This window comes from Candidatus Blochmannia vicinus, from assembly GCA_030020825.1.
In the GTDB taxonomy this organism is placed as follows: Bacteria; Pseudomonadota; Gammaproteobacteria; order Enterobacterales; family Enterobacteriaceae; genus Blochmanniella; species Blochmanniella vicinus_A.
Genome location: CP125213.1, coordinates 381058 through 396884, shown reverse-complemented (window position 1 = coordinate 396884; position 15827 = coordinate 381058). Strand labels below are relative to the sequence as shown.

General features: G+C 28.9%; 12 protein-coding genes and 2 tRNA genes. 9 read left to right on the top strand and 5 right to left on the bottom strand.

The features are described from left to right. Positions 1–73 precede the first annotated feature (73 nt). From metC to cutA, 3 genes are all read right to left on the bottom strand, one after another. A complete protein-coding gene (gene metC / locus QMA81_01710) occupies positions 74–1264 on the bottom strand; it encodes a cystathionine beta-lyase (protein ID WHL25020.1) in 1191 nt (396 codons plus the stop codon). A gap of 1371 nt (positions 1265–2635) precedes the next feature. Then, positions 2636–2708 (bottom strand) — tRNA-Phe (locus tag QMA81_01705). A gap of 415 nt (positions 2709–3123) precedes the next feature. Then, positions 3124–3432 (bottom strand): divalent-cation tolerance protein CutA, encoded by a 309-nt coding sequence (cutA, locus tag QMA81_01700; GenBank protein WHL25019.1) that lies wholly within the window; start codon positions 3430–3432, stop codon positions 3124–3126. 414 nt (positions 3433–3846) lie between these two features. Here cutA and QMA81_01695 point away from each other — a divergent pair, with 414 nt between their 5' ends. The 3 genes from QMA81_01695 to efp all read left to right on the top strand — a co-directional run bounded on the left by QMA81_01695 (position 3847) and on the right by efp (position 6514). Continuing rightward, positions 3847–4140: a co-chaperone GroES gene (locus tag QMA81_01695; GenBank protein ID WHL25018.1), complete on the top strand. Its 294-nt coding sequence runs from the start codon at positions 3847–3849 to the stop codon at positions 4138–4140. Between the two features lie 48 nt (positions 4141–4188). Further along, positions 4189–5826: a chaperonin GroEL gene (gene groL, locus QMA81_01690; GenBank protein ID WHL25017.1), complete on the top strand. Its 1638-nt coding sequence runs from the start codon at positions 4189–4191 to the stop codon at positions 5824–5826. 121 nt (positions 5827–5947) lie between these two features. Then, positions 5948–6514: an elongation factor P gene (gene efp / locus QMA81_01685; GenBank protein WHL25016.1), complete on the top strand. Its 567-nt coding sequence runs from the start codon at positions 5948–5950 to the stop codon at positions 6512–6514. A 21-nt stretch (positions 6515–6535) separates the two neighbouring features. Here efp and mscM read toward each other — a convergent pair whose 3' ends face one another. Together mscM and asd are read right to left on the bottom strand one after the other, a co-directional pair. Then, a complete protein-coding gene (gene mscM / locus QMA81_01680; GenBank protein ID WHL25015.1) occupies positions 6536–9925 on the bottom strand; it encodes a miniconductance mechanosensitive channel MscM in 3390 nt (1129 codons plus the stop codon). A 51-nt stretch (positions 9926–9976) separates the two neighbouring features. After that, positions 9977–10861, bottom strand: a complete 885-nt coding sequence (gene asd / locus QMA81_01675; GenBank protein WHL25014.1) for an archaetidylserine decarboxylase — start codon at positions 10859–10861, stop codon at positions 9977–9979. Between the two features lie 428 nt (positions 10862–11289). Between asd and orn the strand changes: the two genes are divergently transcribed. From orn to hfq, 6 genes are all read left to right on the top strand, one after another. Further along, complete coding sequence (gene orn / locus QMA81_01670; GenBank protein ID WHL25013.1) at positions 11290–11841, top strand: oligoribonuclease; 552 nt, start codon at positions 11290–11292, stop codon at positions 11839–11841. 144 nt (positions 11842–11985) lie between these two features. Then, a tRNA-Gly gene (locus tag QMA81_01665) sits at positions 11986–12058 on the top strand. Positions 12059–12536: 478 nt separating this feature from the next. Continuing rightward, positions 12537–13025 carry a tRNA (adenosine(37)-N6)-threonylcarbamoyltransferase complex ATPase subunit type 1 TsaE gene (gene tsaE, locus QMA81_01660; protein ID WHL25012.1) on the top strand — a complete coding sequence of 163 codons (489 nt, stop codon included), beginning with the start codon at positions 12537–12539 and terminating at the stop codon, positions 13023–13025. Beyond that, positions 13022–14338: an N-acetylmuramoyl-L-alanine amidase gene (locus tag QMA81_01655; protein WHL25011.1), complete on the top strand. Its 1317-nt coding sequence runs from the start codon at positions 13022–13024 to the stop codon at positions 14336–14338. The genes tsaE and QMA81_01655 overlap by 4 nt, the downstream gene beginning before the upstream one ends. A 232-nt stretch (positions 14339–14570) precedes the next feature. Next, entirely contained in the window at positions 14571–15479 is a 909-nt protein-coding gene (gene miaA, locus QMA81_01650; GenBank protein WHL25306.1) for a tRNA (adenosine(37)-N6)-dimethylallyltransferase MiaA, read from the top strand. A 94-nt stretch (positions 15480–15573) separates the two neighbouring features. Then, a complete protein-coding gene (gene hfq, locus QMA81_01645; GenBank protein WHL25010.1) occupies positions 15574–15807 on the top strand; it encodes an RNA chaperone Hfq in 234 nt (77 codons plus the stop codon). The last annotated feature ends 20 nt before the right edge of the window (positions 15808–15827 follow it).

Sequence of the window (15827 nt, the reverse complement as noted above, 5' to 3'; positions counted from 1 at the left end):
ACGTGGAAATTTCTATCTTATGTAATCATTATCATTTTTTGTAGTAATGTAAGATCAAAAATTTATATTTATGCTATTTTAAATTAATACGATTAAAACCATCTGATAAATCACGAATCAGATCATCAGGGTGCTCTAATCCAATATGTACCCGAATCAATGTTCCTGTGAAATCTAATGTTCCGGCTGGACGTATGTAGCGTAGCTCTTCTACTTGATTTATTAAAATTAAAGATTCAAATCCACCCCAAGAATATGCAAGTTTAAAATGCTTTAGGTTATCAATAAAATTAGATAATTGTAAATTATTTAAACGTTTCTTCAGAATAAATGAAAATAATCCACTAGATCCGCTAAAATCCCTTATGAAATATTCATGTCCTTTACATGTAGCTAAAGCAGGGTGATTTACCCGTTCTACTGCTGGATGTTTGGCTAACCAATGTGCAACATGCAGTCCATTCTCTTCATGTTGCTTTAATCTAACATATAAAGTACGTAGTCCACGTGATGCCATATAAGCAGTATCAGCGTCAACCATTTGGCCCATCAAATAAGATTGTTCTTGTAATTGATCCCAACAACGTGCATTAGAAACTGCAGTTCCTAGCATGGCGTCAGAATGACCTGTAATATATTTAGTACCAGATTGCAATGAAATATCAACGCCTGTATTTAGTGCTTTAAAAAAAACTCCTGCCGACCAAGTATTATCTAATAATATGATTATATCTGATTTTTTTTCACGCACTGTTTTAACGATATCAGGAATATTCTGTACTTCCATAGTTATTGATCCCGGCGATTCTAATAAAATTAAACGGGTGTTATGTTGAATGAAATTATAAATATCACTTCCAATTAATGGGTCAAACCAGGTGGTACACACGTTTAATTTTTTTAAAATATGTCGACAGAATTTTTGAGTTGGTTCATATGCTGATCCTGTCATCAATATATGGTCTCCTGGCTCAACAAAAGAAAGTATTGCATGAGTAATTGCCGCTGTACCACATGGATATAGCATACAACCAACACCATTTTCTAACTCAGTCATGGATTGACGTAAAGAAAAATGGGTGATAGTCCCGTACCTACCGTAGAATAATGTATCAGTTGTATTACAATTTTTTATAGCTTGTTTTTTTTGTTTAATAGAATTGAATATTACTGAAGATGTCCGTTGAATGATAGGATTAACTGAGCCGTATGTATATTGCTTGTCTCTTCCAGAGGCAATTAGTTCGGTTTCAAATTTTATCATAATTACTGTATTAAATTGATGAGCCTTCAAGCTTTGCGATTAGCTTTGATTATATATTATACTTTTAATGTGATTATTTTTTCCTTTATATAGGAAACCTAAATTTCATTTAAATCACTTATTAAATGCATGTGTGTGTAAGTCATGTAACTAAATTACAACATAATAACTATATATTTCTATAATTTAAATGGATATATGTATATTATGTTTGATGTTACGCTTTTCAGCGTAACATATAGCACGATTTATGTCAAAGAGAAGACTATTTGTTAATTGAATGATTTGTATAAAGTGGATGGTTATTCAGTGGTGTTAAATATACATTTAATGTGTTAATTATTTAGATAATTTTTGTATAAATTTTATTTTTCCGTTTGGAATATACTATGATTGAATATAATTGTTATATTGATTTTTTTAGGAAATAACGTCTATTATAAGTTTATGAATTCATATTTTAATTGAATTATTACATTATTTATACGATATATAGAATTTAATAAAATAAACAAGTAAATATTCTATCATGATAGATATTACATTATTTAAGTAATTAGAACAAATACATGTTAATTATCATAGTAGTAGATAATTAATTATTTTTTAAAATGAAAATACCTTTGAGGTATATCTTTATGAAAATAAATAGCATAGAGGAAAAATAAAATTTTTGATATTATTGTAGTAATCATTGGATTATCAGCTAGTATTAGTTATAGTTGATAAAATTGAGTAGACTAATTGTAATTGGTTTATTTAATTATCATTGAATATAGTTGTACAGTTTGATTTTTAACATAAAAATATTAGTTGTTTATTTTTTAAACATATATGTATGAGCACATATATTTTTAATAGATCTTGATTAATTTATTGTTGCGATAAACTTGTTACATACAAGTATGAATGTGTGTAAGTATGAAATTTACTATATTTATGTTTGTGAATAGTTTCGTGCATAGTCAATATAACACTATTGAAGTTAAATATTGTTGATTCATCTAATTTTTAGAAGCTGTTAATCGTTAGATTAGGAAATCTAGTTTAGATTTTTCAAATATAGTATGACATAAATAAGTATATAATAATTTAAAAAATTATTATATTTGTGTGTATAGATCACTATTATTATAATATTCTTACATTAAGATACAATAAATAGATATATTTTGTTTCTAGTGTTATTTTAAAAAATAATAGGTTTTTTTAAAACTATACATAATCTCTCAGTTATTCCAATATTTATATTGGTTCGATGTAAAATATGGCGTTTTTATTTGTACTGGATACTACTAGGTTTTAGTTATTTCTAAAATGTAAACAAATTTCTTAATATTTCAATTTATATATTAGTTGATTTTTAAAATATGCCCGGACTTGGAATTGAACCAAGGACACGAGGATCTTCAGTCCTCTGCTCTACCGACTGAGCTATCCGGGCTTGTTAGTTTTGATTAATATTTTTGGTTGCTACAAACAAAGAATTTGATTGTATTATCTTTATTCTATTCATTTCGTCAATATATTTTATTTGTTAATAAAAATTATTATCTAATAATATTTCAAAATACCAAATAATTCTAGATTTTGTATTAATTCACATCAGTAATATTATTTAAATTAAACAATATAAATAGCAATAAACAGATATTGTTCTTTACTTTTATCAGAAATTGTACAATGTTACTATTTGGAATAGTAATTTTTATTTTTATTAATTTTTTAAATAAATAATTTTTATAAAATTCTAGAGTATAAAGTTCGATTCTAATACCTATTTGTTGGAGTAAGTATACTGGGTTGCATTGCGTGTTTGGTTACAAATTAGTTTTATCTTACTATATAAGCTATCAGTATTATAGTAATGCAGATTGCATCCACGACAAGTAGTTTGGTTCTCCATCTATAATGGGTAATGCTAATAATTCTGGAACTTCATAAGGATGTAACTTTTTAATTGTTGTGAATACTGAATCTTTTAAAAAATTTTTTGTTTTAATTAATAATTGTAATTCAGTATGATCTTTCAGGGTGGTTTCCCAATAATAAAATGAGCGCACTTTATGTAAAGTTATGCATGCTGCCAGTTTATTATTTAGTAATGTTTTTGTGATATTTACAACAACAGACATATTGTCTGGGACAGTACATAAAATTATTATCATATCTCTCTCTTTAAACAATCAAAAACTATCCATCCATAAATTTTACATTTATAGTGAAATATTTGTACTCTGTTTTTAACAAAAGTCAATTATTTTAGTATATATCGATTTTTTATTGTATTGTGTTTGTATTGCTTTTTATGTCAATTAAATTAAATAGTGTTTGTAAATGTAATGCTAATTGTAACGAAAATTGATCGGTATGAATAACGGATAGACTTGCTTATTTATGAGGATAAAGATATTTATATACGTAAAAAATTTTTCACCCCCCCTTGAAGCAATCTTGAATGCCCCCATTTTAAGTATTGTCCTGAAGTGGTGAATATTAACAAAATTTGCATCTAATGTTCGATATAAGAAATTGTTAATATGGTATGCAAATAGTTAGATAATATAATTAGGGAGCATTAAATGAAAATTCGTCCATTGCATGATCGTGTAATTGTTAAACGTAAAGAGGTTGAATCAAAATCTGCAGGAGGTATCGTATTGACTGGATCTGCAGCAGGAAAATCTACACGTGGAGAGGTATTGGCTGTTGGTCATGGCCGTGTTTTGGAAAACGGGGGGATAAAAGCTTTAGACGTTCGTATTGGTGATACCGTGATTTTCAATGACGGGTATGGTGTAAAAGTGGAGAAAATTGATAATGAAGAAGTATTAATTATGTCAGAAAGCGATATCCTTGCTATCGTTGAGAAATAATTCGCGACTAACTTATTAATTGAACTAAAAATTTTTAAGGAAAATGAAATGGCAGCTAAAGATGTAAAATTTGGTAATGATGCTCGTGTTAAAATGCTGCGCGGTGTGAATGTGTTAGCCGACGCGGTAAAAGTTACTCTTGGCCCTAAGGGTAGAAATGTGGTGTTAGATAAGTCTTTTGGAGCTCCAGTTATAACTAAGGATGGGGTATCTGTAGCTCGAGAAATTGAATTAGAAGATAAATTTGAAAATATGGGCGCTCAAATGGTGAAGGAGGTTGCTTCTAAAGCAAATGATTCTGCAGGTGATGGAACTACTACTGCTACTGTTTTGGCTCAGTCTATAGTGAATGAAGGATTGAAAGCTGTAGCTGCTGGGATGAATCCTATGGATTTAAAACGTGGGATTGATAAAGCAGTGGTTGCTGCAGTAGAGGAGCTGAAAAAATTGTCTGTTCCTTGTTCGGATCCTAGAGCTATTGCTCAAGTAGGTACTATTTCTGCAAATTCTGATGAAACTGTTGGTAAACTTATTGCGCAAGCAATGGATAAAGTAGGAAAAGAAGGAGTGATTACCGTAGAAGAAGGATCTGGTTTGCAGGATGAATTAGATGTGGTTGAAGGTATGCAGTTTGATCGTGGTTACCTATCTCCTTATTTTGTCAATAAACCTGAAAGCGGTACAGTAGAATTGGAGCATCCTTTCATTCTACTGGCAGATAAAAAGATTTCTAATATTAGGGAAATGTTGCCTATATTAGAATCTGTTGCGAAAGCAGGAAAACCATTACTTATTATTGCTGAAGATGTTGAAGGAGAAGCTCTGGCTACTTTAGTAGTAAATAATATGCGTGGCATTGTCAAAGTAACTGCTGTAAAAGCTCCAGGTTTTGGTGATCGACGTAAAGCTATGTTACAAGATATAGCTATCTTGACTGCAGGAACTGTGATTTCTGAAGAAATTGGATTAGATTTAGAAAAAGCAACACTGGAGGATATGGGACAAGCTAAACGTATAGTCATTACTAAGGATTCTACTACTATTATTGATGGAGTTGGTAATAAATCTGCTATAAATAGCCGTGTGGCTCAAATTAATCAACAACGTGATGAAGCTACTTCTGATTACGATCGTGAGAAACTTCAGGAACGTGTTGCTAAATTAGCTGGTGGGGTTGCGGTAATTAAAGTTGGAGCAGCTACTGAAGTAGAAATGAAGGAAAAGAAGGCACGTGTAGAAGATGCATTACATGCAACTCGTGCTGCTGTAGAAGAAGGTGTAGTGGCAGGCGGTGGTGTAGCTTTAATTCGCGTGGCAAATGCTATTAGAAATTTATGCGGTGATAATGAAGATCAAAATGTGGGAATTAAGGTAGCTCGTCGTGCAATGGAAGCTCCGTTGCGGCAGATTATGGCTAATGCTGGGGAAGAACCATCAGTAATAGCTAATAATGTTCGATCCGGGGAAGGCAATACTGGATATAACGCTGCTACTGAAAAATATGGTAATATGATCGAGTTAGGAATTTTAGACCCTACTAAAGTGACTCGTTCTGCTTTGCAATATGCTGCATCTATTGCAGGTTTAATGATTACTACTGAATGTATGGTTACTGAATTACCTAAAGAAGATAAACCAGATTTAGGAAGTGCAGGAGCTGGTGCTAATATGGGCGGCATGATGTAATTTTCATTAGAATATAATATAATCACCACCGAACTAAACAACCCTAATCTAAATATAGAAAGAAGATTAGGGTTGTTTAGTTCGGTGGGCATCGTGAGGTTATTTTAGAACTAATTTGTTTATGGTACTGTATAGCATTAACGAATTTAAAACTGGACTTAAAATTATTCAAAATGATGAACCATGTGTTATTATTAGTAGTGAATCTATAAAGCCTGGTAAAGGACAATCTTTTAGTCGTGTGCGGTTTAGACAAATAATATCTGGAAAAATTTTAGAAAAGACTTTTAAGTCTGGAGATTTGTTAAGATCAGCTGATCTTTATGATGTCAGCTTGATTTATGTATATCATGATAGTGAATTTTGGTATTTTATGGATGAAAAAAATTTTGAAGAGATCGCTATTACTTCAAAAATAATAGGAGATAACTTTAAATGGATTACCGCTCCACTACATTATGTAGTGACTTTATGGAACAACGTGCCAATTCTTATAACTCCTCCTAATTGTATAGAACTGAAAGTGATCAACACTACCTCAATAAAAAAGAATCACTCTGGATCATCTGAAACTAAATTAGCTACTGTAAATACTGGAGCTATGATTAAAGTTCCGATTTTTATTCAATCAGGAGAGTTAATTAAAATAAATACTCGCTCAGGAACATATATCTCTCGAGCAAAGTAAATATTTACTAGATGTACATATCTATTTTGTTGCATAATAATTTGCATTAGGATAATTAGAATCAAAATTATTAATAAATAGTTGATTATTATAAGCGCATATAGGTATATATGGTAGTTTTAACCCATTATTTTGGTAATATTCTATGATTAACATATGTATTTGATGGCATAAGGGCATACGAAGCTTTATGTCTGATATATGCATTCGTATTTCAAATACAGGTAGTCCTTGTTGTAAATCCACTAAATATACTTCTGGAGGTGGAGTATTTAAGGCAAGAGAAGAGTTTTTTACTATTTGTAGTAAGATTTGTACTATCTTTTTGGCATCTGTTTTTAATGGAGCTGGCACGCGTAATACTACGCGTGTTAATGTATCCGATAAAGACCAGTTAATAAATTGTTTTGTAATAAATTCTTTGTTTGGAACAATAATTTCTTTATGATTCCAATCAGTAATGATAGTTGCGCGAGTATTAATTCGAGTAATATTACCAGTAAGATTACTAATAGTTACAGTATCGCCAATACGAATTGGTTTTTCAAATAATATTATTAAGCCAGAGATGAAATTGGCAAAAATTTCTTGTAATCCAAAACCTAATCCTACACCTAATGCTGCTACTAACCATTGTATTTTAGTCCATTCTATGCCTATCAATGAACATCCTATTATTCCTCCAAAAAACATCAAGATGTATTTAGTTAACGTAGTAATAGCATATCCTGTGCCTGGTGTAAGATCTAAATGCTGTAAAAAAGTGAGTTCTAGAAATGCTGGCAAATTTCTTACTGTTTTTGTGGTAATAACAATTACTAAGACAGAAATAATAAATGAATTTAACGTGATAGGTTGAATATTATCTACACCTTTTATAGTAGAAGTAACATCCCATAATGTAATATTTTCTAAAAAAGAGAATGCTGAATACAATTCAGACCATAATAAAGTAGTTAACAATAAGGCAATAAGAGTGATAATAGATCGTATTAGTTGCAATGACTGAGTACTAATAGTATCTAAATCTAAAATCTTTTTATTGCTTTTATCATTAGATGCTGATTTGTTAGTTTGTAATTGATAAGAATTTGATTCATTATTATACTTTCTTAGATGTAATTGAGTGGCCCGTCTTTGTTTAGCTCGTTCAAAAGCAATACGACGTCTCTGAATGGATGTCCATCTACGAATAATATGGTATACGATTAGTAATATAATCCAAATAAATAATGATGTTTCTAATCGCGCTAATAATGCCTGAGCAGCGAATAAATAGCCTAAAATACAAGAAATCGCTGCTATTATTGGCGCGCATATCAGAATATTCCACAAAGAACGATTAATGATATTATCAGAAGAATCATATTTATTTAAATATAAAGGTAAACCAGAACATTTTAGATTATTGGTAATGAATGTTAAGTAAATACATAGAAAAATAAAGCATAATCGTCCTAAAGTATTAGAAAACTCTCTATCGTTATAGTTATTAAATATAGTTAGCATCATGACTAAAAAAACAACTGTTATAACAGCCCAAATATAATGATGTGAAAAAACTTGTTGAACTCTTTTTTTTGGCCAACCAAAATGGATAATGAACAGTCCTTTTGGAGAGGCAAAATAAACGCCCACTATAAATACCCATAATATAAAAGTTGTAGCATTAATTTCATCATTAATTTCTACAGAAATAGGGTATAACCAAGCTTGATTTAAACTATATCCTATGACCGCCCATAAAATTGGGATTGGTAATGCTATTAACATTGAGTACCATATATTATATAAAGTAAGCAAAAAATTATCTTGATTTACTTTACCTATTTTTTTACTAGATCGTTTTAAAAATTCTTGATAATAACGATGTGCAGTAAAATGAAATACAATTGATCCAATAAAACATACTATTATTAGTATTAAGGTTTTTTGATCAGAAAAAATCATTTTCAAAATATATATTATTTGATGATCAAATTTATTTGTAGTTAATAATCTGTATAAATCATGATAAATTTCTAACGGGTAGGATATAGTAATTGGATGCACATCAGCTACCCAAAATAAATGACGATGTGTAGCTTTTTGTACATCTTGTAATGCTTCTTTAAGTTCTGCATAAGAAATTTTTAATTTTGTTAATTCAAGGATTTGTGTATCATAATTATTTAATAATGAAGTAATAAGATTACGTTGTATAGTTAATTTTTTTTCAAGAATATGTTTTTGTGGTAATGTTAATGACAATCCATCGTCTTGTTTACTTTGTGATGATATTAATATTAAATTATTTAATTGATTTTCATATTGAAGACGTTTAGCTCTTAATTGAGCCATATCATGATCTATCTGTTGCGATTTAGGCATTTTTGGTAACTTTGAAACTTGAGAACGTAGTGTTTCTCCAAGAGCTGGAGATTTATCTAACCACTGTGCTTGTTCAAGCAAATTAGCAAAAGTTTGACGTACTTGTAATGTATATGATGTAACTTCTTGTTTTTTAGATATGATACTGTTTATATGATGTACTTGTTGTTTTAAAATAATTGAAAGATCACGATTGATTTGTATTTGATTGATGATGGACTTTGGTAATGTATTATTCTTTTCTGATAATATTTTTTCATTATATTCAATAGGTTGTTTTGCTTCATTTTGACATAAATAATTTAATTGGTTTTTTAATATTTTCAGTTCATTACTTATACATTTATATTTTTTTTTTAATAATTCTGATCGAAGTTGGGATAATTCTTTACGATTGTTGGCGCTTAATTGAGCGAGTTCAAGTTCGGCTACTTTTAATTGTCTAGCTGCCTGTTCTGCTTGTAATACAGTAAATTTGGTTTGTTCTATCGGAGTACTTATATTTACAACAGGTAATATTTGTTGTCGTGTTAAATTATTTAATATATTTTTAGCTACAGTTTGTTGTTCTGGTAATAATATTAATGATTTGTTAATTGAAGATATATAATCTTGTTCTTGTTTCAATTTTTTTGACAAATCTGTTAATTGATTATTAATTTGGAGTATTTTCTGTTTTAGTTCATGAGCAGAAAGATTATTATTAATATTAATATTTTGATTAGAGATATTGTTGTATTCTTTACATAATTGAAGAGCTATACATGGAAAATCATCTATTATTTTTTGATATTCTTTAATTTTAATATTAGAAGATTTTCTTTCAGAAATAAAATATAAAGTAGATTGTAGATTTTTTATAATGGATTTTTGATGAATGTCAATATGTTCTTGTTGTTGTGCATATTGTAAATATTTTTTAATTTCGTGTTCTTCTAAAAAATCGTAAGAAAATATTATCAGTGAATACAAACATCCTACAATAAATATCAATAAAGAAAAATATTCAAAAAATACGGATTTCTTTTGAAAAGAAACCATATTATGTACAATATTATTGCATGATTTTAGATAATGCATAATATGTGAGGATTATTTCTCTTTGTTTTGATTACATCCTTGTGCTAAAGGCATTCCAATACGAGCAATATCGTATGGTTTTAATAGATTGTTTAATATAACCTTTTTGTTATCGAATAAGTTAATAACAGTAGATCCTAATTTAAATAACCCCATTTCATGTCCCTTTTGTAATATAATTGAATCCTCAATATTTGAAGTATTTGGGTAACGCCAATGTTTAACAATACCTTCTCTTGGCGGGGTAATTGTTCCTAACCATGTAGTTTCAATGCTTCCTACTATTATAGTTCCAACTAAAATTTGAACCATATAACCAAAATCCGTTTCAAATAAACAGATGACTCTTTCATTTCGAGAAAATATATTAGGTATATTTTTTGTAATTTTTGGATGTACTGAAAATAAATTGCCGGGTATATACAACACCTCACGCAGTGTGCCCGTACAAGGCATGTAGACGCGATGACAATTTTGTGGAGGTATATAAATGATAACGAAGCTCCCATCATTAAAATAGTCAATGATGTTATCATGTCCTGCTAGTAATCCATCTAGATGATAAGGAATTCCTTTTATTTGGAAGGTATTTGTTTGATTTATTTTTCCTATTTGAGTAATAATTCCATCAGCCGGCATAACTAATGTAGATAGATCAGTATCTATAGGTCGAGAATGATTACGCAATTTTCGAGTGAAAAACTCATTAAATGTTGTATAATTGGATGGATCGGGTTTATCGAACTCTTTCATGTCTATTTTATAGATACGAATAAATAATTGAATAATATAATGTGTTATCCATCCGCCTTTCCATGAAGCTCCCAGTCCTAATAAATAAGTAATCCAATATTTTGGTAATAAGTACTGCAGTAGAACTTGTATTTTTTCTAACATAATGTGTACCTAATTTTTAGATTATTAATTTTTAGTTAATGATTATAGCGATTATATATCTTGCTGTTAACTGTTTATAAATTCACATTATTCTCAGATATCAATATAACATATAATATGGTTGTATATTGTATAAAAGTGCGCAAAAGTATGCTAAACTTTCGACTTTAAAACGAAGTTAAGTTTTTTTTAAGAAGAAGTTATAAAATAATAGTGATAAATATACAAATTTTATTCAATAGTATAATAATTCATATTTAACATTTAATGTGTATTTATATTATAATAATATGCATGAACATACATAAAATATATTAAATATATTTTATTTAATAAAAATCAGCATAATATTAAAAAATAAAAGTGTTTATGGGTAAAATTTATGTGCGTAATTAAACATTAAGTAATATAACGTACAGGTGAAGTTGATGCATGATAAGAATTTAATATGGATTGATTTAGAGATGACTGGATTGGATCCGGAGAACGATCGGATTTTGGAAATAGCTACAGTGATTACTGATAGTAAACTGAATGTTTTATCAGAAGGTCCTGTTATAGCGATACATCAATCTGAATATCAGTTATCGTTAATGAATGATTGGAATGTACGTGTTCATAGTTTTACTGGATTATTAGAAAAAGTTAGATCTAGCAAATTAGATGAGATAGATGCGTCTAATTTGACAGTAAATTTTTTAAAAGATTGGGTTCCTTTTAAAAAATCACCGATATGTGGAAGTAGTATAGCTCAGGATCGTCGGTTCTTATTTAGATACATGCCAGAATTAGAATCATATTTTAGTCATCATTACTTGGATGTTAGCACTATTAAAGAATTAATGATTCGTTGGAGACCAGATTTGATATCTGGATTGAAATTACACAAAACTCATCGTGCATTGGAAGATATTCGTGAATCTATTATAGAATTGATGTATTATCGTAGATATTTTATAAAATTGAAAGATAATACATGACTTATCATATAAGTATCATTTGGTCATATTTAAGATGAAATATTACTATAAAATAATTAATTAGCATAAAAATTTATTGATATAAATAGCTATATGTATATTAATGAGTGGTAATTTTACGGTTTTGATTTTTATTTTAAATAAGCGGGAATAGCTCAGTTGGAAGAGTACAACCTTGCCAAGGTTGGGGTCGCGAGTTCAAGTCTCGTTTCCCGCTTTATTTAATTTATTACAATGTTTTGTGTATTGATTATATTATACATTAATATCAACATTAATAAATTTTGAGACTGGGTACATATTTACATATGTAACATAGTAAATTATAAATTTTTATTTAATTTTCAAATAATTGAATGATTGTTTGTATTTATGGAAGTAAGGATTTCTTATACTTAGGAATGTGGACGTACTGAATTATTACGTGTTAATTCTAATGATAAATCAGCAGTGTATATCTTTTTTCAATATATTTAGCACTTATTATTTTATTAATTCCTTGATAAATGCGAATCTTTATCAAAAAATTAATACTGTTGTGATGCAGTATGTAATACATTGACTCAATGTTTGATATATTATCATGTTTTTACATATGATATATATGTTCAAATGGTAAGAACTTTTACATTAAGTTTTTATATTGTTTTATGTGGAGATTATTTTGTTGCATAAGATCTTAAATTATATTGAAGATGAAAAAATGTGTATTAATGTTGCCTGATGAATCAAAAACCTTGCTATTAGGTGCTATATTGGCTTCTGTTTGTGTTCGAAGCTGTGTAATTTATTTAAATGGTTATGTGGGATCTGGAAAATCTGTTTTTTGTAAAGGTTTTTTAAACGCATTAGGACATGTTGGACATATAAATAGTCCAACTTACACTTTGATTGAACCTTATATTTTAACGAATTGGCATGTGTATCATTTTGATTTTTATCGGTTAACTTCTTCAGAAGAACTTGAATATATGGGAATTAGAGATTATTTTGATAATGGAAATACTGTATGTTTGATAGAATGGCCGAAACAAGGAATGGGAATCTTACCAACAGAAGATATTTCAGTAACAATGTACTATCATGATTGTAAAAAATCTAGGAAAGTAGTTATAGAATCTTTTAGTAATTTAGGTCATGGAATGCTAGGTGATTTATTATCGTATTGGAAATTGCATATATGAAGTTGAAATATGAAATAGTTTTTGTAATGATGATCTTATCAAAATACTTATGCATTGAACCGATAATAGCATCAACTCTTAGCGCAATCTCTGTTACGAATAATAAAAATCAATCTACAGTAATGCTAGATTGTGCTGTTGTTCCAGTTTATATGATATTTTCTTTGCATAATCCAGAAAGAATTGTAATAGATCTTCTAACAGCATCTAAAGTTGAAAAAGATATATTTCCAATAAATTTTAACGGTTCCAATTTAGTTAGATGTATTCGAACAAACACATCTATTAATCATCAAAATATACGTATAGTATTAGATTTAACTTGTCCTTCAAATATAGGAACAGTAACACAAAAACAAATAAAAGAAAATTATCGTATTATATTGACAATTTTGAAAAAGAAAACATTTTCTGTAGCTGCTGATGAAATAAAACTTCATGAGATGCCGCCCATCATGGTTCGTAAAACTAGCGCATATGTAAATAAAGTAATAAATCACCACCACCAAAAAAAAATAATAGATACGCAATTTAAAAAAAATCAAAATCCCAAACAGGTATTGTCTCCGATTATTGTAGCAATTGATGCTGGACACGGAGGGCAAGATCCAGGAGCTATGGGACGTCATGGTGGGATATATGAAAAAAATATTACGATTAAGATAGCTAAAAAACTAAAAATGTTATTGGATTCAGATCCGAGCTTTAAAGCTGTAATGATCCGAGACGGGGACTATTTTTTATCGGTTATGGAACGTTCTAATTTGGCGCGAAAAAGAGGAGCAAATGTTTTAATTTCTATTCATGCGGATTCTGCTTTAAACGCTAATGTTCGAGGAGCGTCAGTTTGGGTATTATCTGATCGTCGTGCTAAAAGTGAAATGATACGTTTATTACAATGTAGTGAAAAACATTCAGAGTTATTAGGAGGATTAGGAGATTTACTAACTAGTTATTGTAATGATCCATATTTTAGCCATTTAGTTTTAGATTTACAGTTTGGTTATGCTAAACGAGTAGGGTACGATATTGCGGTGCATATGTTACATCAATTAAAAAATATTGCTCCCTTACATAAGAATACACCTGAGTATTCTAGTTTTGCTGTATTACGATCTCCTGATATTCCATCTATTTTAGTAGAAACTGGATTTATTAGTAATATAAAAGAAGAGTATCTTCTTGTTAGTAATCTTTATCAAGAAAAAATAGCTAATGCTTTGTACAAAGGTTTACGTTCTTATTTTATAAAATCACAAAAAAAACCGTTAGATTCCTCGCAAGTAAAAAAGACATATGTTGCTGCAAGTTAATAAATGATCAGTATTACTACATCGGTACTGTTATTATGAAAATTAAATTTTTTAAAAAATTATTATCAATATTTATTGTATACTTTTATGTATAAGAGTTAATATGTTCGTTGAAATAATGTAATTTATTCATGATTAATGTACTTATACGACTTATGAAGATAATATTTTTATATTGTATAAATTGAGGGAAAATAGTATTAAACGTCGTCAACCATTAGTTATATTTTTAATGGGTCCTACAGCTTCTGGAAAAACAAGTGTAGCTATAGCTTTAAAAAAAAGAAACATAAAAATAGATATTATTAGTGTTGATTCAGCTTTGGTATATCGTGGTATGAATATCGGTACAGCCAAACCTGTTCCTGAAGAATTAAAGATTGCTCCTCATAAACTAATAGATATTCGTGATCCATTTGAATGTTATTCAACAGCAGATTTTTGTCACGATGCAAATAATGAAATAGAAAAAATTATAAAATTAGGACATACGCCTTTTCTAGTTGGAGGAACAATGTTATATTTTAAAAATTTACTGGAAGGTTTGTTTTTTTTACCAACAACTAATCAAAGAATTCGTGATGATCTGGAATGTGAAGCTCAAAAAATAGGATGGATAAATATATATAATTTACTTAAACATGTTGATCCTGTTGCTGCTAATAAAATTCATTTAAATGATCATAAAAGAATAATTCGAGCATTAGAAATTTTTTTTGTTTCTGGTAAAACCTGGACAGAGTTGAAATTAATTGTTGGTCTCAAATTGAAATATCAAGCATACCAATTTGCTATTGTTCCATCAAGTCGTGAAATTTTAAATAAACGAATTGAGCAACGGTTTTATAGAATGTTAGAAATTGGATTTGAAGATGAAGTGAGTAAATTATTTAATTGTTCTTATTTACATAAAAAAGAAGTAAGATCATCTATTTCTTGTGTTGGTTACCGTCAGATGTGGGAATATTTATCTGGTGATATTAACTACAATCAGATGATAATTAAAGGGATTTGTGCTACTCGACAACTTGCAAAACGGCAACTAACTTGGTTACGCAAATGGCCAAATTTACATTGGCTATGTAGCGATAATTTATCTGCTGCAATTGACAGTATATCAAAAATATTAACAAAAAATTAATTTTTTGTATAAAATTTTGAAAAATAAACTTGGAATTATATAATTTTTTGGATTATTTAAAATGATAAAAAATAAATTTTAAGGAAATCGAAAAATGAACAAAGGTCAATCATTACAAGATCCATTTCTGAATGCACTACGTCGAGAACGCATTCCAGTTTTTATTTACTTAATAAATGGTATTAAATTACAAGGAGAAATTGAGTCTTTTGATAAATTTGTGATACTTTTAAGAAATACAGTTAATCAAATAATTTATAAACATGCTATATCTACCATTGTGCCTTCTCGTATCGTCCCATACTATATCAGTAATCGTCATAGTTAAACATTTCTTACTATAATCGT